This is a genomic window from Legionella gratiana, from assembly GCF_001467695.1.
Lineage (GTDB): Bacteria > Pseudomonadota > Gammaproteobacteria > Legionellales > Legionellaceae > Legionella > Legionella gratiana.
Genome location: NZ_LNYE01000029.1, coordinates 736,054 through 761,852, shown reverse-complemented (window position 1 = coordinate 761,852; position 25,799 = coordinate 736,054). Strand labels below are relative to the sequence as shown.

Genomic DNA, 25,799 nt, shown 5'->3' with positions numbered 1-25,799 from the left:
AATTTAAATTTTATGATGGGTTTTTAGATTGCCGTTTAATAAGTGTGCTCATTAATTTTTCAATGTTAGTAACGTGAGGATTTTCCTCAAATATCATCGCCTTAGTGCGGTCCTCACAATATCCTTTAACTTCTGGATCTGGAAAAATATAGAATTTTTTTTGTTCTACTTCACGTATTATATACTCAGCAATATCAAGGGCGGGACGTGAATGAGATAAAAGTGATTTTAAGATTTCTTGGAATTGCGAAGAGGTATCCTCATTATGAGATAAAAGCGCTGTATCAGTAAATGAAGGAAAAACTACGGAGATATTTACCGGTTTCTTCATACGATCTAAATCAAAATATAGCGATTCAGATAAAGCTAAAACGGCGTGTTTGGACATGGAATAAGAGGCTGTCTGCGAACCAGTACAAAGTGCATATAAGCTGGCTATATTGATGATATGCGAATAAAACGTTTGTTGAAATAAGAAGGGAATAAATGCTTGAATTATATAAATCATTCCATGTAAATTAACGTCCATGACTTTTTGAACGTGTTCAGGACATAAATCCCAAATTGGACCTAATTGGCCTATAATACCTGCATTATTATAAATCCAATCGATACGTCCCAATTGGTTCTGAACTTGTTGAGCCAGCTGCGTTACTTGGTTAGGCTTCGTTACATCACAGGAAATTTCCAAGACTTTTCCTGGAAATAACGCCAATAATCGTGTGGCTTCATTTTTAAGCGTCACACTATCTTTATCCACCATAACTACAAAGCTATCTCGTTGTAAATGGACTTGGGTTAATGCTAATCCAATTCCACTTGCAGCCCCAGTGATTACAGCTACTTTCATTTTATTTCCTTTGCTATAATTTTCTATATTCGTAACAAAATAAAGGATCTATTTTGAAAAACGGCGACGAAATACCAGAACCTGATGAGTATCCTACTGTGCCGGATGAGTATCCAGAAAATCCAGAGCCTTATGAGCCAGATGAGCCTGGACTGCCTGAGCCTGAGCCAGTACAACCCACAGAACCCAATTTAGAATAGTAATTGTATCGCTCACACCCTATTGGCAAGGTAATTGTGCAAATGCAAAATACTTTGCCTTCATTATAGTCATTAGATTCCATTTATCAGTTGGTCCAAGGCGTTACCTATATCTTTAGCCCTCATTAAGCTTTCTCCAACAAGAAAAGCATTTATTCCATGAGATTGCATCAAACGGATGTCTGTATGAGTGTTAATCCCACTTTCAGTAATGGTGATTCTGTCATTGGGTATATAGGGTTTTAAATCAATACTCAATTGAATATTTGTATTAAATGTATGAAGACTGCGGTTATTGATTCCTATTAATGGGGTAGGCAAACGCAAAGCACGCTCGAGTTCTTCTTGATTATGACTTTCTACAAGAACAGCCATGCCAAGCTCTTGAGCCAATTGGCAAAACTCAACTAACTGAACGTCATCAAGTAACGCAACAATAAGTAAAATACAATCAGCACCTAAAGCCAAACTTTCATAAATTTGATAGGTATCAATAATAAAATCTTTGCGCAATACCGGTAATTTACAATGTGTTTTTGCTTGGACTATATAATCGGGATGACCTTGAAAAAATTCAATATCAGTAAGTACAGACAGACAGCGTGCACCATGTTGGTCATATATTGCTGCAATTTCTGCTGCATTAAAGTTCTCTCGAATTATGCCTTTGCTTGGAGATGCTCGTTTAATTTCTGCAATAATGGCTGGTGTTTCTTTAGCTTGTAGGGCAGTAAGAAAGTCTCTTCGTTCCATGATTGGTTGTTGTTTTAGTACCTCTAAAGGCTTTTCTAGCTTAGCCAAACTAATTTCTTCTAGTTTTTGTTGAGCAATACGCTGCAGTATACTATTCATGATTTGATTCTTTGTTTAGGGTTTGAGTTAATTGGCGAAGTTTGGTAAAGCATTGATTGGCTTTACCACTGTCTATGGCGATTTTAGCTTGTTCCAATGCTTGTTCAAAAGATAATTCATTGCCAGCACAATAGATGGCAGCTGCAGAATTTAACAGCACTATATCTCGTGCTGCCCCTGATTTTCCGGAAAGTACCGCATGAATGTAGTCTAAACTTTGACTGGGTGAGTTCACAATAATTTCATCTAAAGAGTGATGTTTGATGCCATAATCTTTAGGATTAATAATCCAATGTTCATATCTACCTTCTCGATATTCAACGACATTCGTAGGGGCTACAATACTGATTTCATCCATACCATCCTGTGAACTGATTACTAACGCTCTTTCGCTTCCTAAATGAGCAAGAACTGAAGCTAAAGGTTGTTGCCACGTTGCTGAAAATACCCCAACAACTTGTTTTTTTACATGGGCAGGATTAATTAATGGGCCAAGTAAGTTAAATAAGGTTCTAATTCCTAGTTGTTGGCGAGCTGTTCGAGCATGTTGCATCGCTGGATGATAATGTGGAGCAAATAAAAAAGTTAAACCACATTGTTTCATACAGATTCGCATTTGTTCATCGGTGAGATTTAATATAAAGCCTGCTTTCTCTAATAAATCAGCACTACCACTACGACTGGAGATGGAGCGATTACCATGTTTTGCAACAGGAAATCCTGCACTTGCCACTACAAAACTACAGGTGGTAGAAACATTAAAGGTATTTTTTCCGTCCCCACCAGTACCTACTATGTCAATTAAGTTTGTTCCTAAATCTATAGTACGAGCGAATTGCTGCATGACCTCTGCGGCGGCGATTAGCTCCTCGGTGGTTTCACCTTTCATGCGCATTAGTGCTAAAAAGGTAGCAATTTGCACGTCACTATATTGGCCAGACATGCAAGCATGTAGGACACCACGCACTTGCGTGGCGGTTAAATTCTTTTTCGCAATCAGGTGTTCAAAGAGAAGATTAGGTTTCATACTTTAAAAAATTTTCTAATAATTTTAGCCCATGCTGGCTTAATATTGCTTCTGGGTGGAATTGTAGACCAAAAATAGGGTATTGGCGATGTGAAATTGCCATAATGGTATTATCTGTCCATGCATCAACTGAGAAACAATCAGGAAGACTGTCTTTATCAACCGCTAAGGAATGGTAACGGGTTGCTTTGAATGGATTGGGTATATTTTTAAATATTCCTTGCTGATTATGGGTAATAGTCGATGTTTTTCCATGCATTATTTCCGGGGCAGATATGATTTTACCCCCAAAAACTTGGGCCATACATTGATGTCCCAGACAAATCCCTAATATAGGAATATCTTGATAAAAAGAATGAATTACCTCCATAGAAATGCCGGCGTCCTTGGGCGCTTTGGGGCCAGGGGAAATCACCAAGTAGGTAGGATTAAGTGTCTTTATTTGAGTCAAACTAATTTGATCATGAGTGAAAACAGTTACTTCCTGGTCTAGACATTGAAAATATTGTACTAGATTGTAAGTAAATGAGTCGTAGTTATCGATGATGAGTAGCATGTTAAATTAAAATATGAATGAATAATCGTAGTTTAAAGCAGTAGCATTATATTTTCTCCGAGCTCTCCTTCTCTTGGGGCTACACCCTTATAAGGTAAAGTCTTCACCCAAATAAACAGCTCTTACTTGTTGGTTAGTCAGTATAATATCTGGTGTTCCTTCACACAATATTTTTCCTTGGCTGACAATATAAGCTCGCTCACAAATATCTAATGTTTCTCTTACATTATGATCTGTGATTAGAACTCCAATGCCTTTATTACATAAATGTTGAATAATTTTTTTAATATCAATGACCGAAATGGGATCAACTCCAGCAAAAGGTTCATCGAGTAGAATAAAAGAAGGCTCTATGGCTAAAGCTCTAGCAATTTCGACTCGCCGTCTCTCGCCTCCAGATAAGGCCATGCCTAGACTTTTGTCTAGATGGGAAATATGAAATTCTTGAAGTAACAGATCGAGCTTTTCTTCTCGAGCTTGTTCACTTAAATCAGATCTTAATTCCAGTATAGCCATAATATTTTCTGCAACAGTCAGTTTGCGGAATACAGAAGCCTCTTGAGGGAGATAGCTGATTCCTAAGCGAGCTCGTTGATGCATGGCGCTTGATGTAATGTCTCTTTCAGACAAGAAAATTTGCCCCTCATCGCAGGCTTGTAGTCCTACTATCATATAAAAACAAGTTGTTTTTCCAGCACCATTAGGTCCTAGCAAACCTACACATTCTCCTTTTTTTATGTGAATGCTAATACCATCGACAACCGTTCGCGATTTAAACGATTTTTTGAGGTTTCGTGCTTCTAGAATGCTCATGATGGGTTCTTTTCTGGATGATAAATAATCATTATTCGTTTACTCCCATTGCCCTGAGATAAAACATGTTGTTTTTCAGTATCATAGCTTATTTTCGCTGCAGAAAATGAGTTATTTCCTTGCTCGACGTGAGCATTCCCTATTAATTCAATTAAATGCCGTAGTGGATAATAACGAATAGTATCCGCATAGGCATGAAGGGGCGGTTTTTTAGGATCTGTTGTTGTCCAGTAATGTGCTTGTTGTCCTGGAGCTCCGCTGGCTATGGCTACAACAAGCTGATTTTTTTCGTTACCTAAGGTAATTGCTTTAGTTGCGCGTAAGTTTGTTGTCCCTTGTATCAACTCAACATTGCCAGTATAAACACCCTTATGTTGCTGTTGGCTCAAATCTGCTGAGTCTGCCATTACATGCATTACTTTTTCTTTATCTTCAGACAATGCATATGAAGCACACGCAAATGTCAAAAGAAACCATAGACTCAACCACAACTTAAAGTGGTCTGACAAGCTGTAATTAGCCATGTGCTGGAACATAACTTCCTCGGGCTCGATGAAGTAATTCTACTCGTTTTTCATCTAAATAAGCATTCATTCCAGTAGATTGAATGATGTTACCTGATTGTTCATAGGTCACTAAAACGTTAGAAATTGCTTTTTTTTCTTTTGGAAAGTAGGTGACTTCTTCTGTTTTTAAGGTGCTTTCTTGGGATTTAGCTCCCTTGTTCTGATGTACAATTACATTACCCATAAACGTAACTTGTTTCCCTCCTTCAAATGAACGGCCTTTTGTTGAGCGAATATCCCAAGGCGATTGTTCGTCTTGACTTACAATAATATGAGGATTTTCAAATAAATAAACATTATCCTTTTGAATATGTTGCATGAGTGGTGAGGTTAATAGATTCGCTAAAGTACCTTTTTGATCAAACTGGCGTACGGTTACGTGAGAAATTATAGTATCTACTGAATTTGCTAAAGTTTCGTGATCAAGGCGAATGATTGTTGTTGAATGGCTGTAATACCACCCGGAACAAGCGAGAAGAATTAATGTAAAAAAAAGCCACATGAATTGTTTGACTGCGTTCATTGTTTTAAATAACCTGTTATAGCTAAATCCATTTTGTTCTGTGCATTGAGAATGAGATCGCATAATTCACGTACAGCCCCACGACCGCCCGGTAAAGTTGTTTGCCACATGGCAATTTCTTTAACTAAGTGTGTTGCATCAGCAACAGCGACACTAAGGCCAACTTGTTGCATAATAGGTATATCTGGAATATCGTCACCTATGTAAGCGAATTGTTCATCTTTTAGATTTAATGTTTTTTTTAGTTGGTTGTAAGCCTCTTTTTTATCTAGTTGATCTTTGTAATAATGAAGAATACCTAATTGTTGCATTCGATGGTCAACTAATGGATTACAAGAGCCGGTAATAACAGCAACTTCAATACCTATTGCCATCAGTAATTTTAAACCGACACCGTCGTGGATATGAAATGTTTTCAGTTCATTAAAGTGAGTATCTATATATAAAAAGCCATCGGTGAGCACCCCATCTAAATCACAGATGAGGCATTTAATGTTTTTTGCTTGTTCTATTAATTTAATCATTAAAAAACACCAGCCTTTAACAAATCATGAAGATGAAGTACGGCAGTCGGCCTTTTTTCTTCATCAATTACAATGAGTGAGGTTATACTGTATTTTTGCATCATAGCTAAGGCTTCAGCAGCAAGCATTCCTTTATAAATAGTACGGGCACTAGGGGTCATTACCTCTTTAATTGGAGTAGTATTAATGTCATATTGACGAGTTAAAGTTCGCCTAATGTCTCCATCGGTATAGATGCCAGTAAGATATCCTTTGTTATCGATAACACAAGTCATACCTAGTTTTTTATCGGTTACTTCAATAAGTGCCTCACTAACGGTCGCATTTTCATGAACGAGCGGTAACTGGTCTCCTTGGTGACAGAGAGCGTCAATACGCAACAAAAGTCGCTTACCCAAGGAGCCTCCAGGATGAGATAAAGCGAAATCCTCCTCACTGAACCCTCGGGCTTGCAGAAGTGCAATTGCTAGTGCATCTCCCATCACTAATGCAACTGTAGTACTGGTTGTGGGTGCTAGACCAAGTGGGCATGCTTCTTGTTTGATACTGACGTCTAAATTCACATTGGATGCTTTCGCTAAAGCAGATTCAGAATTACCGGTTAAGCTGATGAGTGGAATTTCTAATCGCTTTAATAAAGGGAGTAAGGTTACCAATTCAACAGTATTGCCAGAGTGGGATATTGCGATCACTGTGTCTTGCCGAGTAATCATGCCCAGATCACCATGGCTTGCTTCACCTGGATGCATAAAAAATGAGGGGCTGCCTGTACTTGATAAAGTAGCGGCAATTTTATTGGCGATATGGCCCGATTTTCCCATGCCAGTTACAACTATTCGTCCTTTACAGGCAAGTAGTAACTCACAGGCTTTTTCAAATCGACTATCAATTCTCTGGGTTAATTCAAATACGGCTTGTGCTTCGGTCTCAATGACAGCAAGTCCTAGATTACAAAAATTCATAAGCTTATTTTTTGTTTTTTTGTTTAATTTTGATTCTAACAAAAAAACATTTGAATAAATAGAATTAAATAACTCATTTTTTTTTGTGATCCAGTATATACTTCTACTTTTGGCTAAATCGGGATAAAGAGAGCATGCCTGAAAATTGGGTTGAAATAAAGAATTTAATATTTACTCGTGATCGTCGCCGCATATTTGATGGTATTAATATGGAGGTTAAACGAGGCAATATTACTGCCATTATGGGACCAAGTGGTTCTGGAAAGACGACTTTATTGCAGCTCATTGGTGCACAGCTAAAGCCTGATAGTGGTGCTATTTATGTAAATGGGCAAAATATGCACCAATTACCTCGTAAAGCTTTATATGAAGCAAGACGTGATATGGGCTTACTTTTTCAAAGTTCTGCTTTGTTTACTCATCTCTCAGTATTTGAAAACGTCGCTTTTCCTTTAAGGGAGCATACACAATTACATGGATCAATGTTGCGTAACATTGTATTAATGAAACTTGAGGCTGTTGGTTTGCGGGGCGCTGCTGATTTGATGCCCGCTCAGTTGTCGGGTGGGATGGCAAGACGAGTTGCTTTAGCACGTACAATTGCTTTGGATCCAGAACTGATGATGTACGATGAACCTTTCACTGGACAAGATCCTATTTCATTAGGAGTTTTGGTTCGTCTCATTAAACGGTTAAATGATTTATTGCATACAACAACGATTATTGTTTCTCATGATGTAGAAGAAACATGTTCAATTGCTGATTATATGTACCTTATTTCAGGTGGAAAAATTATAGGAGAAGGAACCCCACAGGAGTTAATACAATCCACCGAACCTCAGGTGAAGCAGTTTATGCATGGCGAGGCAGACGGAGTAGTACGTTTTCATTATCCTGCCAGACCCTATACAGAGGAGCTCTTAGATGTTTGAATTCATTACGCGTATAGGTAATCGCGGTTTACGAATCTTACAAGACTTAGGTAGTTCCGGGTTATTTTTATTTTTTATGCTATTTAGGAAGCCTGACGTTTCAAGGTTATGGCCTTTAGTACGTTATCAAATTTATTTTGTGGGTGTATTATCCTGCTTGATTATTGTTGTTTCTGCTTTATTCATTGGTATGGTTGTTGGTTTACAAGGTTATAATACGTTGCAAAAATTTGGTGCTTCAAGCCAGTTAGGTCAATTATTAGCCTTAAGTATTTCAAGAGAACTTGGTCCAGTAATCAGTGCTTTGTTATTTGCTGGCCGTGCTGGTTCCGCTTTGACTGCTGAAATTGGTTTAATGAAAGCAACGGAACAGTTATCTAGTATGGATATGATGGGTGTTGATCCTTTAGGTAGGGTTATTTATCCTCGATTTTTAGCAGGTTTTATTGCGTTACCTCTTTTAGCATTAATTTTTTCTGCTGTTGCAATCTTTGGCGGATATTTTATCGGAGTACATTGGTTAGGTGTGGATGCAGGAAGTTTTTGGTCTAACATGCAGGCGGCTGTTGATTTTCGGATTGATGTACTCAGTGGTATTATTAAAAGCTTAGTTTTTGCTTTTGTTGTAACCTGGATATCAGTATTCCAGGGTTTTGAATGTATGCCTACTGCAGAAGGTATCAGCCAGGCGACGACTAAAACAGTGGTTTATTCTTCGCTTGCAGTATTAGGGCTTGATTTTTTGTTGACAGCAATGATGATTGGAGATTGGTAAATGAATAAGCAACGTTACGTAGATTTTAGTGTTGGCCTATTTATGTTGCTTGGTGTGTTGGCCTTATTAGTCATGACCATGAAAGTGAGTAATTTCTCTAATTTTATGTCTCAGGACCATTATCAAGTGACCGCAGATTTTACTGATATTGGTGGCTTAAAGGTTCGGGCGCCAGTAACAGTGGCTGGAGTTAAAATTGGCGAAGTGACTCATATTGAATTGCAGCCAGGAGAGCTTAATGCAAAAGTAACGATGCGTTTGAGAAGCGATAAAAAAATTCCTTATGAAGATACCTCAGCACGAATTTTGACTGAGGGATTGCTTGGTTCAAATTACATTAGTATTGTCCCTGGTTTCGAAGACGAAGACAGTCACGATCATCCTTTTTTGCAAAATGGGGACGTGATCGGTAAAACTCAAGAAGCAATCATCCTAGAAAATTTAATTGGTCAATTACTGTTTAACATTAAAAAATAAAAAGGTTACAGACATGAGAATAATAAAAACAATCTTATTAGCTATCGGTGTAATTGTATCTCCAGTAATGAGTGCTGCACAAAACTCTCCTATTCCTATGTTGGAGGAGACTGCAAATAATATTATTGCGACCCTTAAGGAAAATAAGACCAGCTTGAAAAGCAACCCTAACATTATCTACCAAGCAGTGGAAACACACTTACTGCCTATTGTAGATGTAGCTGGAATGTCTCGTTCTGTTTTAGGAAGACAAGCGTGGAATAAAGCAACAAGTTTACAAAAAGAACAATTTTCCAAAGCATTTACACGTCTTGTGATTCGTACTTACTCCAGCCCTTTAGCACAATATGCCGACGAGAGTGTACAGTTCTTACCTTTAAGAGGTTCTTTAAACTCCAGATTTATACGAGTTAACAGTATTATAGTTCGTACAGAAGGTCAAAATATTCCTTTGTCTTATAGTCTTGTTGCTAAAAATGGTCAGTGGAAAATATATGACATTAGTGTTGAAGGTGTGAGTTTACTGCAAAGTTTCAGATCACAATTTGCCCAAGCCTTACAAAATTCCAGTATTGATGATGTGATTAAACTGATGCAAAAGAAACAGCTTAAAAGGGCTTCATAATTGTGAATAAAGTTTATTTTAAACCTGAAGTAGATCTGACATTTAAGTCAGTAGTAGAAGTACGTGCAAAGCTTTGTCACGCTTTCATGGAAGATAAAAGTGATCTATTTACTCTTGATTTAAGTAACGTAAGACATTGCGATAGTGCAGGTTTAGCATTGTTGATTGAAGCCAGGAGACTATGCAAAAAGAATCAAAAAGCTTTTGAAGTTATTGGAATGCCTGCTGAAACACGATCTTTGGCAGAATTTTGTGGTGTGAAGAGTATTTTAGAAACCTAACGATTTGTATTTATTTCAATTTGTGAGCTAATTTTAATGTTGAGTAACGAAGAAATCGAACAGAAATTTAAAGCTATAGAAGATGTTTTTTACGTGAAGGTGGAGGGGGATGGTTATCAATATCAGATAACCGTAGTAAGTGATATCTTTTTAAATAAACCCAAAGTAGCCAGACAACAGTGGGTCTATGCGCAACTGAAAGAATTGATTACCACTGGTAGGCTTCATGCAATTAACATGAAGACGTGGACAAAAGAAGAATGGGGGAAGCAACATGGATAAATTATTAATTAATGGCGGTAAAGCATTACATGGTGAAGTGGTTATTTCTGGAGCGAAAAATGCAGCTTTGCCAATAATGGCAGCGAGTTTACTAGCAAGAGATCATGTAACGATTTCAAATGTTCCCCATCTTAAAGACATTACAACGATGATGGAATTATTAGGTCAATTAGGTGCTCATTTAATTGTTGATGAAAAAATGAATGTCCAAGTTGATGCTAGCCAAGTAAATGAATTTGTTGCTCCTTATGATTTAGTTAAAACAATGCGTGCTTCAATTTTAGTGTTGGGGCCTTTGTTAGCGCGCTTTGGTAAAGCAGATGTATCTTTACCCGGAGGTTGTGCTATTGGAACACGGCCTGTTGATCTGCATTTAAAAGCATTAAAATCTATGGGGGCTGATATCACCGTTAAAAATGGATATATAAATGCACAATGTAGACGTGGTCGTTTGCAAGGCAAACGCATCATGTTTGATACGGTTACAGTTACAGGTACCGAAAATATTTTAATGGCCGCAACACTTGCCGAAGGAACTACAATTATTAAAAATGCTGCGCGTGAACCTGAAGTAGTGGATTTGGCGCATTTTTTAACTCAAATGGGCGCTAAAATTTCAGGTGCTGGAACCTCAATCATTGAGATTGAAGGTGTTTCAGATCTTTCAGGTGGAGTTTATTCGGTAATGCCGGATAGAATTGAAGCTGGAACTTATCTGGCAGCCGGAGCCTTGACTCGAGGACATGTTACCGTCAAGCGAGTACGTCCCGATACTTTATTATCGCAACTGTGCAAATTTGAAGAAGCAGGTGCGGAATTAACAATTGGTGAGGATTGGGTAAGTCTTAATATGAATAATCAACGTCCTCAAGCGGTGAATATTTCCACAGCTCCATACCCAGCTTTTGCCACAGACATGCAAGCTCAATTCATGGCAATGAACTCAATAGCGGACGGAGCTTCGACTATAGTTGAGACTATATTTGAAAATCGTTTTATGCATGTGCAAGAGTTGCAGCGTATGGGAGCCCAGATTCAACTAAATGGTAATACTGCAATAATTAATGGTGTTGAAAAATTAACTGGTGCACCTGTAATGGCAACGGACCTACGTGCTTCAGCCAGTTTGATTTTAGCGGGTTTAGTTGCTGAAGGTGAGACTTCAGTTGAGCGTATTTATCATGTAGACAGAGGTTATGAGCGCATAGAAGAAAAATTATCTTTATTGGGTGCTGATATCAAGCGAGTCTCTGACCGGTGATTACTAGAGACGAACTCTCATTATACCTGCATCAATTATTGAGTTGTGAACGTTACAGTGATTATGCACCTAACGGGATACAGGTTGATGGTGCACTACAGATTAAGCGAATTTGCACTGCAGTGACTGCTTCTGATGATGCTATTTCACAAGCAATCTCGTGGGGAGCAGATGCGCTTTTAGTTCATCATGGATATTTTTGGCGTGGTGAGGCGCCGACGATCACCGGAATGAAGCGACAGCGTATTAACAAACTTTTAAGCAATGACATGAATCTGTTTGCATATCATTTGCCGTTGGATTGTCATCCTGAGCTTGGAAATAATGCTTGTTTAGCTAAACTGCTTGATGCAGATATGATTCATATGCACCGAGCAGGCAGCACTGATAATTTGCTTTGGTCAGGTAAGTTATCTCAAACAATGAGTCATACAGCATTTTTAGAGTTTCTCGCAAAAAAGTTACAACGGACTCCTTTACTTATTGTAGGTAGTGATAAACCGATCACACATATTGCTTGGTGTAGTGGAGGCGCTCAGGATTTTATAGAAGATGCCTATCAACTGGGTGTAGATGCTTATCTTAGTGGAGAAATTTCGGAGCGAACTTATTATCAAGCAAAAGAATTAGGCATCCATTATTATTCTTGCGGACATCACGCAACAGAGCGATATGGGATCCAGACTTTAGGTAATTATCTGGCATCTCAATTTGAGCTTGAGCATTTATTTATTGACAGTGAGAATCCTGTTTAATCTCAGTTCTAAGAAATCATTATATAGGAAGATTTTTATTTTCTTCAGGAGCAGGCGGGGCTGAGTTTAAGAAATGAGTAATTAATAAAATCAAAAAAGCAGCTAACGAAAAATAAAAAAAGATTTTTGCAATAAGAAGTAACGTGGGGTTAGTTCCAATGTATAAATAAAAAGCCATGATAATAGTGATAACAAAAAAAATAAATGCCCCTGTTAACATATTCTTCCTTTAAGTGAGTACAACTATTATCGTAAGTTTCCATGCACCGTAAAGCTGTATTTGGCGCATCTTGCACGAAAATAAAACTTCGGAAGCTCACATACGGATGTACGCTCTAATGGCACTCAGTTAAGACCTCATGCCTACTTCCCGTGGCTTGTCCACAGGATCCAAGGATCTAATTCTAACAGATTTATGGATCCCGCAGACAAGCCTCGGGACGTCGATAGGTGAAGAGTTTACTCAAAACGCTTAACTTAGTGCCGTTAACGTATGACTTATTATTCGGGATAGCAATAGATATCATTTCCACCAGGTACTCCTGAATGATATATAATTACATTGCCACCTACAACAGCTACTTTTTCTTTTACGCATCGATATCCCGGATATGTATAATAATATTCACCTTGTGGTATGGGACCTTCAACTGTTATATAAGTATGTGCTTGTGGGTTAACTGTAATAGGAACGCTTTTCCAGGTCTTGGTTTCTGTGATTATAGTGGTATCAGCAAAAGCAGCTATAGCTATTGCTAATTGTACTATGATAAGGAATATGTTTTTCATTTGCATCCTCCCTGCGTGCGTATTTCATAATGGATGATTAGTATCTTTAACTAACGTGAGTTCGACGTAGAAAGCATGGAAATGATTTTTTACGTCGCTAAATGGGCGTTATCCCATACAGGCATACTGAGCAAAATGCCTGTATGGGATAACGCTCTAAAAAAGCTCGATATAAAAAATTATTTTATTTTGTATATTGAGCCGACGTTAATCAGTGATTCTATGATTAAATATAGCACTATTTGGTTATTAAATTAACTTTATATGTGATTAGAGCTTCTTTTGAGGAAGTATTGTTCAATTATTTTTAAATCTCTTCCCCTCGAGGGAGAAGAGCGGGCATTTTAACGGTGACCGTGCATGTGTACACCAGTGGTATGCCCATGTGTATGGCTATCATGTCCATGGACATGAGTATCGTGGCCATGCGTAGGGTTATCGTGTCCATGGACATGGCTGCTGGTGGTATAAACAGTTCCTGTACCATGATCATGATAGTGAGAATCTGTATAAACTGACGCAGTAGAATAACTGGGTGTGGAATAAAAACCAAAATTATTATAACCAGTTGTAACGACGCGATTCGGTATATAAGTACTGTTATTGCGCCCAAATAAAAAGGGTAATACACAAACAAGGCCAATTAGAACCAGTGCAATTGGAATTATTGGTGTAAAAATAAAAGCGGATGCTAACGTCATTTTAGCCGCTATCGCGGTAGTGGTTGCTGCGGCGGATTTGAGGCTTACTGCTGCAATTACCCCTGCAGTGATTACAGCAGCCGCTGTGAGTGCAGCCATGCATTTGAGTAAAAAACTGTAATTGGTATTGTCTTCCTGTTTCTTATGGTGTTTTGTCATTAGTTACTCCTTGAACTATAGCGCCACCTACTAAGTTTTATACTGCGTTGCAAACTCACTCGGCTTCAGTCATTTACTTTATGTAAACTCCTTCACCTCGTTCACTTGCGCCTTGTCTAAAACCTAGTGGGTGGTACTATACTTGGTTGCTTACCTTGATAGATCAACCCTCCGCGAAGCGGAGGGTGACGATCCCTAAAAATGATATTCACATAAATTATTTTTAATTTCTACTGTGGAATATCAATTCAAAATAATAAATGACAATTTTTTATTTGAGTTTTAAGGAGTATTTTTTCGGAATGAGTTTCCAGAATGATGAGTTGTCTATTTCAACGATATCAGAAGCTACATAGTCTAAAAACATGAAAGTTCCTTCAATGAGATCTCGTGTTTCTTTATCACGAGCGAGGAAATGTTCTAGGACTTCTTTTAATCCTAATTCGTCTTCTTGAAATCCTGAATATTCTGGATTGCTTACCACGAAGCCATCTATAGAAAACCCAGTTTTAAGATTCAACGTGATTGAGATAAAAGCATCTGTAGCCATAACTTCAGTACGTGAAAGATCTTCAGGGAGTTTATTGAGATCAATTTTTGCTGAAAGCAATGCAGTTAACCCTGTATAATTGCCATCCATATCTTTGGTTGTTGAAGTGAGCACTCCTTTGATAAAAATGGCATCGCCATATTCTTCAGTGTACTCTCTTATAGTTTCTTGCAAATATTCAATCGCACTAGGAATCATTTCGTTACTTTCTTCACGTGGTAAAAACTTTGTGAAATCAAGTCCAAGGGACCCTTTAAAAACAGTGGTTGGAGATTTGCCATCGCCATAGTCATAGCTTAGATTGTCCACCTTTACTTCGAAACTGTTTTTTGAGCCGAATTTTTTATACAGCCCATTTAAGGCGATTTTTTCGGCACGTTCGCTATTGAGTTCTACTGTGTCAAATTTGAGTCTTGCAACAGTGTCTTGATTTTGAAGTGGCGCTAGAATATTTGTAATTTCTGAATTTAAAAGATCAAGCGCGTTATCACTTGCGAATACACTGGATACAAGACAAAAACTTAAGCCAATGGAACAAAAAAATTTTTTCATATGAAACATCCTGTTTTATTTAGTTTATTTGGATTTGACAGTTTTATGTTTTATTACAAAAACGAAATTCAAAACCATCAGATGGTTTTGCAAAAACTGTGGAGGTGTATTATGCCACTCTTTGATAGTAAAAAAAATATTTGTGATGTGGTTAAGTTATGGGGTTATTGTTGTAATTTTTAACGATTGTAGAGCATGTACAAACCAATGCCCGAACTGGGCGGGCATTGGCTCACTTTAATTTTTATTCATCTTCCCAGCTTAAAGTACCACCAGCTTGATATTCAATCACACGAGTTTCAAAGAAATTTTTCTCTTTTTTCAAATCCATCATTTCACTCATCCAAGGGAATGGATTTACGGCACCTGGATATTGTTCCGCTAAGCCAATTTGGGTGAGGCGTCGATTTGCAATGAAGTGTAAGTACTCTTCAAACATTTCTGCATTCATTCCCAAGATTCCCTGTGGCATGGTGTCTTTGGCATATTGATATTCCAAATCTACTCCTTGGCGAATGAGCTGTGTTATTTCTTCTTTAAATTCAGGGGTCCATAAATGCGGATTTTCAATCTTAATTTGATTAATTACATCAATACCAAAATTCATATGCATGGATTCATCGCGCAAAATGTATTGGAATTGTTCTGAGGTTCCGACCATTTTATTTCTACGACCCATAGAAAGAATTTGTGTAAAACCAACATAGAAAAAGATTCCTTCAAATACTACATAGAAGGCAATTAAGTCACGTAATAAACGTTGATCATTTTCTAAGGTGCCCGTATGGAATGTTTCATCAGCTAAACTTTGGGTATAGGGTAATGCCCAAGCGGCTTTAGTGGCTACTGAAGGGATTTCTCGATACATATTGAAGACTTCTGCTTCATCAAGTCCCAAACTTTCAATAACATATTGATACGCATGGGTATGCAAAGCTTCTTCAAAGGCTTGTCGCAAGAGATATTGTCTGCATTCTGGATTGGTTATATGTCTATAAACAGCCAGAACCAGATTATTGGCAACTAAAGAGTCGGCTGTTGAGAAAAAGCCTAAGTTGCGTTTGATAATTAAACGTTCCGCTTCTGTAAGACCATTAGGATCTTTCCAGAGTGCTACATCAGCACTCATACTGATTTCATTGGGCATCCAGTGATTGGCGCAAGCGGTTAAATATTTATCCCAAGCCCATTTATATTTGAAGGGCACAAGTTGATTTAAATCGGCGCGACAATTGATAATACGTTTATCATCAACATGAATGCGCGCAGCCCCCATTTCAAGAGACTCATAGCCTGTAGCACCTGTAAGAATGATGTCTTGTTGTTGTGTGATGTTTTCTGACATTTAAGTTCTCCCTAATTATTGGCATGCTTCACAGTCTGGATCGAGTATAGAGCATGCTTTTGGCGCTTCAGTCATTATTTTAACTGCATTGAGTGCACTATCAGTGACTGTGGATTTCTCAGCATTAGATGCACCCATGCTACGTAAGTAATAAGTCGTTTTTAATCCACGTATCCACGCATGCATGTAGAGTTGATCCAATTTTTTACCAGAAGGTTGCGCCATATAGATATTGAGCGATTGGGCTTGATCGATCCATTTTTGACGACGAGAAGCAGCATCCACTAACCAAATTGGGTCAATTTCAAAGGAAGTCGCATAGCGTTTTTTCAAATCAGCAGGAATACGGCTGATTGGTTGGACGCTGCCATTAAAATATTTCAAGTCATTAACCATGACTTCATCCCAAAGATCCAGAGCTTTTAAATCAGCAACAAGGTAGGGATTGATTACAGTGAACTCGCCTGATAAATTGGATTTTACATATAAGTTTTGATAGGTAGGTTCAATGGATTGTGCTACACCGCAAATATTAGAGATAGTTGCTGTTGGCGCAATAGCCATCACGTTTGAATTACGCATTCCTTGAGTGCGAACTTTAACGCGTAAGCTTTCCCAATCTAAGCGTTGTGAACGATCTTGTTCTAAGTATTTGTTGCGTGCTTGTTGTAACAGATTGATCGAATCAATTGGTAATATGCCTTTACTCCATAAGGAACCTTCGTAACTGGAGTAGCTGCCTCTTTCTTTTGCTAAATCACAGGAAGCTTCGATAGCGTAATAACTAATTAATTCCATAGATGAGTCTGCAAATTCGATTGCTTCTTGGGAAGCATAATCAATTTTTAATTCATACAAGGCATCTTGGAAGCCCATTAAACCAAGTCCGACAGGTCTATGTTTTAAGTTAGAGTTACGTGCTTGAGGTACAGAATAATAGTTAATATCAATCACGTTATCTAACATCCGTACAGCGGTTTTAATGGTTTGTTTTAATTTTTCAACATCAAGTTTGCCATTTTTGATGTGTGCAGGAAGATTAATACTGCCCAAATTACATACAGCAATTTCTTCTTCCGAAGTATTAAGAGTAATTTCAGTACATAAGTTAGAGCTGTGAACTACGCCAACATGTTGTTGTGGTGAGCGCAAGTTGCAAGGATCTTTAAATGTCATCCATGGATGGCCAGTTTCAAAAAGCATCGATAACATTTTACGCCACAGTTTGACTGCAGACACAACTTTTACATTTTTCATCAGCCCTTTGCGTGCTTTTTCTTCGTATTCACCATATAACCTTTCAAAGGTTTTACCGTATTGATCATGTAACTCGGGAACTTCATCAGGAGAAAATAAAGTCCAATCAGCATCTTCACGTACACGCATCATAAATAAATCAGGTATCCATAATGCGGTGTTCATATCATGAGTACGACGTCGATCATCCCCGGTATTTTTTCTTAATTCTAGAAACTCTTCTACATCTTTATGCCAACATTCCAAATAAGCACAAACCGCACCTTTACGCTTTCCTCCTTGGTTTACGGCGACTGCTGTTGCATCAGCAACATTTAGAAAAGGAACCACTCCTTGTGATTTTCCATTGGTTCCTTTGATGTGTGAACCCATTGCGCGTACAGGCGTCCAGTCATTGCCTAAACCTCCCGCATATTTAGAAAGTAATGCATTATCTTTGATGGCGCTGTAAATACCATCTAAATGATCAGGGACTGTAGTTAAATAGCAGCTGGATAACTGTGGTCTCATTGTCCCCGAATTAAATAAGGTTGGTGTGGATGACATGTAATCAAAAGAAGACAGCAATTGATAAAATTCAATCGCTTTTTCATTTTTATCGTTCTCACGTATTGCCAGACCCATCGCAACGCGCATGAAGAAAGCTTGGGGTAGTTCGTAGCGTATTCCTTGGTCATGAATAAAATAACGGTCGTATAGAGTCTGTAAGCTTAGGTAGGTAAATTTCATGTCACGTTCAGGTAATAGCGCATTACCCAATTTTTCTAAATCAAAATCAGCCATTTTTTCATCAAGCATTCCTTGTTTGATGCCATGAGCAACATAGATTTTAAAGTAAGTAGGGTAGAGTTGACTCATTTCATCAAAGGTTGCGTCTGCTTGAATATTTAATTTATGTAATGCTTCTAATCGCAAGTTGTCTAATAACAAGCGTGCACTGACATAAGTATAATTAGGCTCTTTTTCAACCAAAGTACGTGCCGCCATAATTAATGCTTTATGCACGTCTGCAAATTTTGCTTCATTATACAGATTACGCAACGCATCTTTAATAACTGGTTCTGCATCAACATGTTCTAAATTACGGCACGCCTCATGAACAATCGTATTCATACGCTCTGTATCTAATGGCTTTAATTCTCCATCAGGCATAGTAATTAACAGAAGTTTATTGTCGCTCGCTTGTTTTTTTAATTCATTTTCGCGCGCTTTACGATGTTCTTCGCGGTATAACACATAGGCTCTGGCAACTTTATAATGGCCACTACGCATTAACGCTAACTCGACTTGATCTTGAATGTCTTCTATATGAACTGCACCACCACTGGGTAAACGGCGTTTGAATACTTGGGTGATTTGGTGGGTAAGTTCTTCAATTTGCTGATGGATGCGATCCGATGTAGACGCTGTGCCGCCCTCGTCAGCAATAAAGGCTTTAGTAATTGCTATTTTGATTTTTGTATCGTCGTAATTTACTACCTTACCATTGCGCTTAATGGTTTTTAATAAACCGGGGGCGTTAGCGGTCAATTCCAATTGACTGATTTGCGGTACATCGTTTACCGGATCAATAGTTGCAGACATTTTTCCTCCGCTGGGTTTTTATTATTAATTTCCTAGATGAATATATTAAATTATAGCAACAAAAGAAATCAATATGTTGTGGGTTTTTTTATTTGTTGCAACAATATAATGTGTTTTTTGAGCGGTAGTGTGTTTTTGTCAAGAGAATAAAGTGGGAATATTTTGTGGATAACGTGTGATTATTTTTAGAATAATTCGTTCTCAATTAAAAACCTATTTTTTTTACGATAATTGCATCACTGATATTAGAAAACCCATGAACATTTAGTAAGAAAGAACCTATATGAGCATACAATTGGCTTGAACTTCCTCCGTCTAAGTTAAGGGCATCAATGCAAGATAAAGGTGGTGAGCGAAGCAAATGAGCAAGTTTATTGGTAGTCATTGCAGCATTGGTCGTGACTAAAAGGATAACTTTACCGTCTGCAGTGATTCCCAAAGCAGAACGCTCCGCGATTCCGGGTTTTAGTGATGGAATTTTCCGGTTAATCAATAATCGAGGACCACTTTGAATGGCAAAATCAATATCACTATCATATTGAAAGTGGCGAAGACTGGAAATATGCGCCTTGTTGTTTTTTATAAAAAAAATTCCCCACCAACTGATTCGTTTTAGAGGATTTTTTAATTTTTTATTAGTGATCCTTAGTCCAAGAGAGTTAAATTCATGGTCAAAAAAACCACCGTTAAGGCTTACAAGTGCTTTGCTATACACTGCAAATTGGTTCACAGACGCGTTTTTTAATGCTAAATTTTTTGCATTGACTAAGCCTAACTTGTTTTTATTGAGGTCAACACGAAAAACATAGACATGCGACCATGGAGCGAGTATCCCACCAGCTAGATCTTGATACTCAATACCTGGACTTAATTTTTGCCAATTTCCTTCAGCATATGATTGAAATGGAGCTAAAAAAATAGCTATAAAAAATAATAAAAAGAACAAATGTAATTTGTTTGCATGATAAACATTGGTTTGCGAAGACATGTTATTGTATCCTTATGTACATCATTCAACACCACGGAATCTTTTATGCAAATTAGAACGCAACATAACAATAGTGAAGTACATAAGTCAACTACAGATTTAACTCGTTTAATGACTGAGGTACTCGAACTGGCCAAAAAAGAGGGCGCAACAGACGCTATGGTTGCTGTGAATAATGACAAAGGCTTTTCAGTTGATGTACGTATGAGAGAGGTTGAAACCGTTGCTTTTAGTGAAGATAAAGGAATTGGTTTGACTGTTTATATTGGTAAACGAAAAGGTGGTGCAAGTAGTACGGATACTACACCTGCCGCATTGGAGGCAATGGTTAAAGCAGCTTGTGAGATAGCGAGAGTGAGCGCTGAAGATCCTTGTTTTGGGTTAGCAGATAAGGAATTAATGACAACCAATCACCCTGATCTGGATTTATTTCATCCCTGGGACATAAATCCTCAGCAAGCAATTGATTTGGCTTTAAAATGTGAAAGTTATGCCTTGTCACTGGATAAACGAATTACAAATTCAGATGGAGTTAATGTATCTACATATGAATCCCATAATGGATTTGCAAATACACAGGGAGGTAGTGGATTCACTCATAGTACACGCCATAGTTTAAGCTGTTCTTTAATTGCTAAAGAAGGTGAGGAAATGCAACGCGAGTATGATTATACAATCGTTCGTAATGCAAGGGATTTAGTAGATAGTCATTTAGTTGCGAAAAATGCAGTCGAACGAGCTGTTAGTCGTTTAGGAGCAAAACAAATTGCGACACAAACAACTCCTGTTATTTTTTCATCACGAATTTCTAGTAGCTTATTTTCAAGTTTTATTAATGCAATTAGTGGTTCGAATCTTTATAGAAAAAATACATTTTTACTGGATTCAATAGGACAACAAGTGTTTCCTGAGTTTATTCGTATTTATGAACAACCTCATTTGTTAGGCGCTTTAGGGAGTTCGCCATTTGATGGTGAGGGTGTGCCAACTCGTCCTAATCTTATAGTAGAAAAAGGACAGGTGCTGCAATACGTATTAGGAAGTTATTCTGCGCGTAAACTTGGGTTAAATACGACGGCAAATAGCGATGGAGTGCATAATCTAACAATTGATCCAACAGCAGGTGATCTTGCTGCTTTATTAAAAACAATGGATAAGGGGTTATTAGTCACCGCCCTGATGGGACAGGGGGTAAATGGAGTTACAGGAGATTATTCACGAGGAGCTAGTGGTTATTGGGTAGAAAATGGCATGATTCAGTATCCAGTTGATGAAGTGACCATTGCAGGAAATTTAAAAGATATATTTAAAGCGATTCTTGCGGTGGGAAGTGATATTAATCCTAATATTGCTACCCGATGTGGTTCTGTACTCATTGAAAAAATGATGGTGGCAGGAAAATAATAGGGTAATTTAAAAATAAGGGTCAACATACTCTGAGCAGAGATAGTTCTTCGTTTAGCAACATAAAAGGCATAGAAATGCCTTTTATGTCGAACTCACGTTAAATAGAGGTAATTACTTGCTTTGTTCATTCTATATCCTACGCTTTAGATAAGAGGATTCAATTGGAGACGGCATGTGCGTAGCTTGATTTTAGCGGCATTGCTGGTTGTCAATACTGCTTTTGCTGATGGAGAGATCATTGGTTTTTCAGCATTTGAAAATGGAGATTACACTACTGCCTATCCTTACTTGATGCAAGCAGCAAGAGATGGAAATATTGAAGCGATGTATTTGTTGGGACGCATGTTCCAATATGGACAAGGTGTATCAAAAAATCCCACAGAAGCACTCAAATGGTATCAAAAGTCTGCAGAGAAAAATTATGCTTTAGCCCAATTAAGCCTAGGTTTCATGTATGATCTGGGTGATGGAGTAAAACAAAATTTCTCTGAAGCGTTTAAATGGTATATGAAGTCGGCAAAACAAGGTAATCCTATTGCGCAAAGGAATATCGCTTTGATGTATAATACCGGAGATGGTGTCACAGCCAATAAAAAAATGGCATTTGATTGGTTCGAAAAATCAGCAAAGCAAGGGTACAGTAAAGCGCAAGTGAATCTCGCTTATGATTATATTATGGGAGAGGGAACAACAAAAGATGTGAACAAGGCCTTATATTGGTATCAAAAAGCGGCGGAGCAAGGTGATGCGAGAGCAGAATACAGTTTAGGGCTATTATATACCGGACAGCAACCCGGTGTTGTTATCGATGATAAAGCTGCCTTTTATTGGTTTTCACAAGCAGCAAATCAAGGTCATCCTAAAGCACAAACTTATTTGGCTTATTACTATCTTAAAGGTTATGGAGTTGAAGCTGATCCACAAAAAGCAGCTTATTGGTATAACGCTGCTGCTCAGAATGGACAATCTGAAGCTCAAGTTGAAATAGGTCAATTACTTCTTACAGGAATAGGGATTGATAAGGATTATGGGCAAGCCTTCTATTGGTTTACCAAAGCTGCTGCACAAGGAAACACAATAGGGCAAGCTAAGTTAGGCTATATGTATCTTGCTGGATTAGGTGTCGAAAAGGATTGGATTAAAGCTTATGCTTTATTTAAAATTGCATCAGAAAATAAAAATCAAGAAGCAAAAAAAGAGCTAAATATGCTCCAAAAAAAATTATCTGCAGATGATCTTAAAGCAGCTGAAGAGCTGATTAAAGAAATATCGCAGAATATGAGCCAAGAGTCTCAAAACTAGAAAATATTCAAGCTTTCTCTGAGTACTGTGACTGTGATTTTCCCCTTTTTATCTCGATTTCTTTTAAACAAAGTGTACACTGTTAAGTTAATATTATCGCTGGTGACAGAAGCTACATTGAGAAAATAACTACTTTCCAGTGTGATCTGTTCATTAGCGATATCAAGTTTTTTGAGTAATTCAGCAATTTTTTTTAAGTCGGTGATCCCCTTTTCTTTTCTTTCCTTAAGTAGTTCGCTAAGTTGGGCATTATTGATGTTGTTGCTCAGTGATTTAAGCACTTGTTTGGGAGCTGTATTGATATTAATTGGCGTGGACTCAGGTAATGCACTGATGAATGGCTCTAACGCTAAATAAAGAGGTGCGCTTACCTCTTTAACCAATCGTAATTCGGATGGACTACTCATGAGTTGATGGCTTGGATAATAAGGTGGTTTTTGACTTGTGTAATAAGATAAGTAATTATCTTTGCCTCGCGCCAGATCATAGGATGTGATCCAATCACTGACTGCAAGAGTTAATTGGGTTTTTTCTGCTTCCGTAATTTGCGGCATGGTGGCGCTAATCAGATTAACAAATCCCATCATTGCTTTTCTATTTGTCAAATTATTGAGATTATATCGAGCCTGTAAATCATAAAGTGCACCGCTTAATCCAACCGTTTTATCAATATTTTCCCTATTTATAGGATACTGACGTACTACACCTTGAGCATTCGCTTTGATGAACTTATTTTTTGGGTTACTTAATTCTCCCATTGCCCAAAATGTCTCTGCTTGGGCAGCAAGATAAAGCTTATCATGAGTGAGTATAAGTTTTGTACGGTAAATATCTAATTGGATTTTAGTACTCATTGCCGTAGCAACAATGGCAACTAAAGTCATGATAAAAAGAGCAGTAAGAAGGGCGCTACCGGTATTTAGCCTCTTACGAAACGCTGCGGTAGATCTTTTTCCAAATGGTACTTTAACTTTTCTAACTTGGGGCATAAAGCGCCCCAGGTAGTGTAAATAATAAATTAATTTCGCCTAAATCGCGCAAAGTCAGGTTCACTTGTATGGCTTTGGGAAATGGCTCTTTATGTTGATTTAAGGTTATTGCTTGTTCTCTCCATTCAGTGAGTATTTGCAAGTTTTGATTTAAGTAACCAAAATGACAATCAGTAAGCTGAGACAACAAAAGCTTATCTTGATACTCATTTCGATTTAGGGTATCAAGTGTATTCCAGGATCTACGAATTAAAGTTCCTTCTTGACAGACATAAGCTACTCGTTTGAGTGTGCTTCGTTTCTCAATGCTACCTGGATTTACTACTCCATCACGAGTGAATTCTAGATAATTTGTCTGTCCTATAAAAGCCGAAAATAGCCGCATTTCATTACCTCTTATAGCGCGTTCTACGATTTGACTCGTATCTTGCTGAATCAGACTTATTGCAAGTTGCAGTTCATTTAAACGATTACTTTGTGCATTAACACGAGATCGTGTTGTAAATGCATTATATAAAACGGATGTAGTGATTGTGGCGAGAATAGCAAATACTGCCAGGGCAATTAAAATTTCAATTAGAGTAAATCCCTTAAATTCTTTTTGCTTCTTTAAGCACTTTTTCATGATACGTACCTGAATGCTTGTAGTTCTTCTCTAAAAGGACCAGCCTTTTCAGTGCTGACTGAAATAATTATTTTTTGAATATTTTTTTGTGATGTTGAACTGATTTTTGCGCGCCAGTACCAATGTTCATTGAGCATCGTTGTATCTTGAGTCGTTTCTTGACTTTGATTCACCTGCAGTAAGTTGAGTTGAATCATGGCAACTCCTTGCATGGCAATCCAATGACTTACTGTTTTTTCTTTGATACGTCGCGCTGTTTCTACATTTTGTGAGATTGCCTTGAGTAAAGCTGTTAGTGCAATTGCAATAATAGAAAGGGCTAATAATACTTCGATTAGGGTAAACCCGGCTTTTTTATCATGCTTTATCATTTACTATGAACCACATTAAATTTTAAACTCCCATTCGATTTACCTACAATTAAAGCAACATTGTGCTCATTATCACTCCCAAAATGCAAAGTAAATGGAGTCATATCTCCCGATGAGGTAAGAATGATAGAGGGCATTCCTGCTGGAGTACGATGGTGAGTTTTTAGTGTAATATGTGTATTTTCGGGAAAATAGGTTATTTTATATACTCCTTTATTCGAAATGGGTTTCCATTGTGAATTGTTCTGGAGTTGAAGAATTTGGTAGCTATCATTATTAATACGTAGGCCTAATGTACTAGTCTCTAAAATAGCTTGCTGTTGTGCTAAACGAAGTGTATTTAGTAGTTGCTCAGCGGCAAAGAGAATACGCCGACTTTCTCCAAAATCACCAAAGCTAATTAAGGCAAAACCAAAGGTTATGCCTATAATCACTAGAACAATTAAAATTTCAATTAGAGTAAAGCCTCGATTATTTTTTCTCATCCCAATTACCGATCTCGGCATTAATTCCTGTACCTCCAGGTTGTCCTTCCGCACCGTAGGTAAATACATCCACATCACCATGCTGTCCAGGATTTAAATAGAGGTAATCTCTGCCCCAAGGATCAGTAGGTAATGATTTTAAATATTGTTTCCAATTGTTGGGTATTGGGTTGGAAGAAGGTTTTTCAACAAGTGCTAATAGACCTTGATCGGTAGTTGGATAAGTACCATTATCAAGTTTATATAAGTCAAGAGCATTTTGGATAGCAAGTACATCTTGTTTTGCTTTGACTTTTCGGGCTTCGTCAGGACGACCCATAATTTTAGGAACTACTATAGAGGCAAGAATACCTAATATAACGACTACAACCATAATTTCAATTAATGAGAAGCCTTTTTGTCTATTCATCTTTACTCCGTTTAAATATACCTGG

The 25,799-nt window shown here is 37.8% G+C and carries 32 protein-coding genes; 11 read left to right on the top strand and 21 right to left on the bottom strand.

What is annotated here, in order from left to right; genetic code table 11:
• Nucleotides 1-10 precede the first annotated feature (10 nt).
• The gene (locus Lgra_RS16420) at nt 11-850 is read right to left on the bottom strand and encodes an SDR family NAD(P)-dependent oxidoreductase (RefSeq protein ID WP_058500228.1); all 840 of its coding nucleotides are present in this window, start codon (nt 848-850) and stop codon (nt 11-13) included.
• A gap of 53 nt (nt 851-903) precedes the next feature.
• Between Lgra_RS16420 and Lgra_RS18050 the strand changes: the two genes are divergently transcribed.
• The gene (locus Lgra_RS18050) at nt 904-1,050 is read left to right on the top strand and encodes a hypothetical protein (protein WP_165482862.1); all 147 of its coding nucleotides are present in this window, start codon (nt 904-906) and stop codon (nt 1,048-1,050) included.
• Between the two features lie 72 nt (nt 1,051-1,122).
• Here Lgra_RS18050 and trpC read toward each other — a convergent pair whose 3' ends face one another.
• From trpC to Lgra_RS16380, 8 genes are all read right to left on the bottom strand, one after another.
• A complete protein-coding gene (gene trpC / locus Lgra_RS16415) occupies nt 1,123-1,902 on the bottom strand; it encodes an indole-3-glycerol phosphate synthase TrpC (RefSeq protein WP_058500227.1) in 780 nt (259 codons plus the stop codon).
• Nucleotides 1,895-2,929 carry an anthranilate phosphoribosyltransferase gene (gene trpD, locus Lgra_RS16410; RefSeq protein WP_058500226.1) on the bottom strand — a complete coding sequence of 345 codons (1,035 nt, stop codon included), beginning with the start codon at nt 2,927-2,929 and terminating at the stop codon, nt 1,895-1,897. Before trpD ends, trpC begins: the two co-directional genes overlap by 8 nt.
• Nucleotides 2,919-3,485, bottom strand: a complete 567-nt coding sequence (locus Lgra_RS16405; RefSeq protein WP_058500225.1) for an anthranilate synthase component II — start codon at nt 3,483-3,485, stop codon at nt 2,919-2,921. Before Lgra_RS16405 ends, trpD begins: the two co-directional genes overlap by 11 nt.
• A gap of 87 nt (nt 3,486-3,572) precedes the next feature.
• A complete protein-coding gene (gene lptB / locus Lgra_RS16400; RefSeq protein WP_058500224.1) occupies nt 3,573-4,298 on the bottom strand; it encodes an LPS export ABC transporter ATP-binding protein in 726 nt (241 codons plus the stop codon).
• Complete coding sequence (lptA, locus tag Lgra_RS16395; protein WP_058500223.1) at nt 4,295-4,834, bottom strand: lipopolysaccharide transport periplasmic protein LptA; 540 nt, start codon at nt 4,832-4,834, stop codon at nt 4,295-4,297. Before lptA ends, lptB begins: the two co-directional genes overlap by 4 nt.
• Entirely contained in the window at nt 4,815-5,387 is a 573-nt protein-coding gene (gene lptC, locus Lgra_RS16390) for an LPS export ABC transporter periplasmic protein LptC (RefSeq protein ID WP_058500222.1), read from the bottom strand. Before lptC ends, lptA begins: the two co-directional genes overlap by 20 nt.
• On the bottom strand, nt 5,384-5,911 hold the full coding sequence (locus Lgra_RS16385) for a KdsC family phosphatase (protein ID WP_058500221.1): 528 nt from the start codon (nt 5,909-5,911) through the stop codon (nt 5,384-5,386). The genes lptC and Lgra_RS16385 overlap by 4 nt, the downstream gene beginning before the upstream one ends.
• Nucleotides 5,911-6,873: a KpsF/GutQ family sugar-phosphate isomerase gene (locus Lgra_RS16380; protein WP_058500351.1), complete on the bottom strand. Its 963-nt coding sequence runs from the start codon at nt 6,871-6,873 to the stop codon at nt 5,911-5,913. The genes Lgra_RS16385 and Lgra_RS16380 overlap by 1 nt, the downstream gene beginning before the upstream one ends.
• Before the next feature lie 134 nt (nt 6,874-7,007).
• On the opposite strand from Lgra_RS16380, the gene Lgra_RS16375 reads away from it, so the two are divergent.
• From Lgra_RS16375 to Lgra_RS16340, 8 genes are read left to right on the top strand one after another with little or no spacing between them, the layout of a single operon-like run.
• On the top strand, nt 7,008-7,805 hold the full coding sequence (locus Lgra_RS16375; protein WP_058500220.1) for an ATP-binding cassette domain-containing protein: 798 nt from the start codon (nt 7,008-7,010) through the stop codon (nt 7,803-7,805).
• A complete protein-coding gene (mlaE, locus tag Lgra_RS16370) occupies nt 7,798-8,580 on the top strand; it encodes a lipid asymmetry maintenance ABC transporter permease subunit MlaE (RefSeq protein ID WP_058500219.1) in 783 nt (260 codons plus the stop codon). Before Lgra_RS16375 ends, mlaE begins: the two co-directional genes overlap by 8 nt.
• Nucleotides 8,581-9,057 carry an outer membrane lipid asymmetry maintenance protein MlaD gene (gene mlaD, locus Lgra_RS16365; protein WP_058500218.1) on the top strand — a complete coding sequence of 159 codons (477 nt, stop codon included), beginning with the start codon at nt 8,581-8,583 and terminating at the stop codon, nt 9,055-9,057.
• Nucleotides 9,058-9,070: 13 nt separating this feature from the next.
• Entirely contained in the window at nt 9,071-9,682 is a 612-nt protein-coding gene (locus Lgra_RS16360) for an MlaC/ttg2D family ABC transporter substrate-binding protein (RefSeq protein WP_058500217.1), read from the top strand.
• A gap of 2 nt (nt 9,683-9,684) precedes the next feature.
• Nucleotides 9,685-9,963, top strand: coding sequence for an STAS domain-containing protein (locus Lgra_RS16355; RefSeq protein WP_058500216.1), 279 nt, complete (start codon nt 9,685-9,687; stop codon nt 9,961-9,963).
• A gap of 36 nt (nt 9,964-9,999) precedes the next feature.
• Nucleotides 10,000-10,245 (top strand): BolA family protein, encoded by a 246-nt coding sequence (locus Lgra_RS16350; RefSeq protein ID WP_058500215.1) that lies wholly within the window; start codon nt 10,000-10,002, stop codon nt 10,243-10,245.
• Nucleotides 10,238-11,506: a UDP-N-acetylglucosamine 1-carboxyvinyltransferase gene (murA, locus tag Lgra_RS16345; protein ID WP_058500214.1), complete on the top strand. Its 1,269-nt coding sequence runs from the start codon at nt 10,238-10,240 to the stop codon at nt 11,504-11,506. The genes Lgra_RS16350 and murA overlap by 8 nt, the downstream gene beginning before the upstream one ends.
• A complete protein-coding gene (locus tag Lgra_RS16340) occupies nt 11,503-12,261 on the top strand; it encodes a Nif3-like dinuclear metal center hexameric protein (protein ID WP_058500213.1) in 759 nt (252 codons plus the stop codon). Before murA ends, Lgra_RS16340 begins: the two co-directional genes overlap by 4 nt.
• A gap of 19 nt (nt 12,262-12,280) precedes the next feature.
• Here Lgra_RS16340 and Lgra_RS16335 read toward each other — a convergent pair whose 3' ends face one another.
• The 7 genes from Lgra_RS16335 to Lgra_RS16300 form a co-directional block, all read right to left on the bottom strand.
• Complete coding sequence (locus Lgra_RS16335) at nt 12,281-12,481, bottom strand: hypothetical protein (protein ID WP_058500212.1); 201 nt, start codon at nt 12,479-12,481, stop codon at nt 12,281-12,283.
• Nucleotides 12,482-12,762: 281 nt separating this feature from the next.
• Nucleotides 12,763-13,050, bottom strand: a complete 288-nt coding sequence (locus Lgra_RS16330) for a hypothetical protein (protein WP_238584474.1) — start codon at nt 13,048-13,050, stop codon at nt 12,763-12,765.
• A gap of 344 nt (nt 13,051-13,394) precedes the next feature.
• Complete coding sequence (locus Lgra_RS16325) at nt 13,395-13,910, bottom strand: hypothetical protein (RefSeq protein WP_058500210.1); 516 nt, start codon at nt 13,908-13,910, stop codon at nt 13,395-13,397.
• Nucleotides 13,911-14,181: 271 nt separating this feature from the next.
• The gene (locus Lgra_RS16320; RefSeq protein WP_058500209.1) at nt 14,182-15,012 is read right to left on the bottom strand and encodes a hypothetical protein; all 831 of its coding nucleotides are present in this window, start codon (nt 15,010-15,012) and stop codon (nt 14,182-14,184) included.
• 244 nt (nt 15,013-15,256) lie between these two features.
• Nucleotides 15,257-16,357: a ribonucleotide-diphosphate reductase subunit beta gene (locus Lgra_RS16310; RefSeq protein WP_058500207.1), complete on the bottom strand. Its 1,101-nt coding sequence runs from the start codon at nt 16,355-16,357 to the stop codon at nt 15,257-15,259.
• Between the two features lie 15 nt (nt 16,358-16,372).
• Nucleotides 16,373-19,198, bottom strand: a complete 2,826-nt coding sequence (locus Lgra_RS16305; RefSeq protein ID WP_058500206.1) for a ribonucleoside-diphosphate reductase subunit alpha — start codon at nt 19,196-19,198, stop codon at nt 16,373-16,375.
• A 205-nt stretch (nt 19,199-19,403) separates the two neighbouring features.
• Nucleotides 19,404-20,186, bottom strand: a complete 783-nt coding sequence (locus tag Lgra_RS16300) for a phosphodiester glycosidase family protein (protein WP_058500205.1) — start codon at nt 20,184-20,186, stop codon at nt 19,404-19,406.
• Between the two features lie 45 nt (nt 20,187-20,231).
• Here Lgra_RS16300 and pmbA point away from each other — a divergent pair, with 45 nt between their 5' ends.
• Both pmbA and Lgra_RS16290 read left to right on the top strand, forming a co-directional pair.
• Entirely contained in the window at nt 20,232-21,590 is a 1,359-nt protein-coding gene (gene pmbA / locus Lgra_RS16295) for a metalloprotease PmbA (protein ID WP_058500204.1), read from the top strand.
• A 177-nt stretch (nt 21,591-21,767) separates the two neighbouring features.
• The gene (locus tag Lgra_RS16290; protein WP_058500203.1) at nt 21,768-22,895 is read left to right on the top strand and encodes a tetratricopeptide repeat protein; all 1,128 of its coding nucleotides are present in this window, start codon (nt 21,768-21,770) and stop codon (nt 22,893-22,895) included.
• Here Lgra_RS16290 and gspK read toward each other — a convergent pair.
• Genes gspK through lspG form a run of 5 tightly spaced genes read right to left on the bottom strand, consistent with a single transcriptional unit; the run spans nt 22,892 to nt 25,774 of the window.
• Nucleotides 22,892-23,884: a type II secretion system minor pseudopilin GspK gene (gspK, locus tag Lgra_RS16285; protein ID WP_058500202.1), complete on the bottom strand. Its 993-nt coding sequence runs from the start codon at nt 23,882-23,884 to the stop codon at nt 22,892-22,894. The two genes, Lgra_RS16290 and gspK, sit on opposite strands and share 4 nt — an antisense overlap.
• Nucleotides 23,871-24,509: a GspJ family T2SS minor pseudopilin variant LspJ gene (gene lspJ, locus Lgra_RS16280; protein WP_058500201.1), complete on the bottom strand. Its 639-nt coding sequence runs from the start codon at nt 24,507-24,509 to the stop codon at nt 23,871-23,873. The genes gspK and lspJ overlap by 14 nt, the downstream gene beginning before the upstream one ends.
• Nucleotides 24,506-24,880 carry a GspI family T2SS minor pseudopilin variant LspI gene (gene lspI, locus Lgra_RS16275; protein ID WP_058500200.1) on the bottom strand — a complete coding sequence of 125 codons (375 nt, stop codon included), beginning with the start codon at nt 24,878-24,880 and terminating at the stop codon, nt 24,506-24,508. The genes lspJ and lspI overlap by 4 nt, the downstream gene beginning before the upstream one ends.
• Nucleotides 24,877-25,365, bottom strand: a complete 489-nt coding sequence (gspH, locus tag Lgra_RS16270) for a type II secretion system minor pseudopilin GspH (RefSeq protein WP_058500199.1) — start codon at nt 25,363-25,365, stop codon at nt 24,877-24,879. Before gspH ends, lspI begins: the two co-directional genes overlap by 4 nt.
• A complete protein-coding gene (gene lspG / locus Lgra_RS16265) occupies nt 25,352-25,774 on the bottom strand; it encodes a GspG family T2SS major pseudopilin variant LspG (RefSeq protein ID WP_058500198.1) in 423 nt (140 codons plus the stop codon). Before lspG ends, gspH begins: the two co-directional genes overlap by 14 nt.
• Nucleotides 25,775-25,799 lie beyond the last annotated feature (25 nt).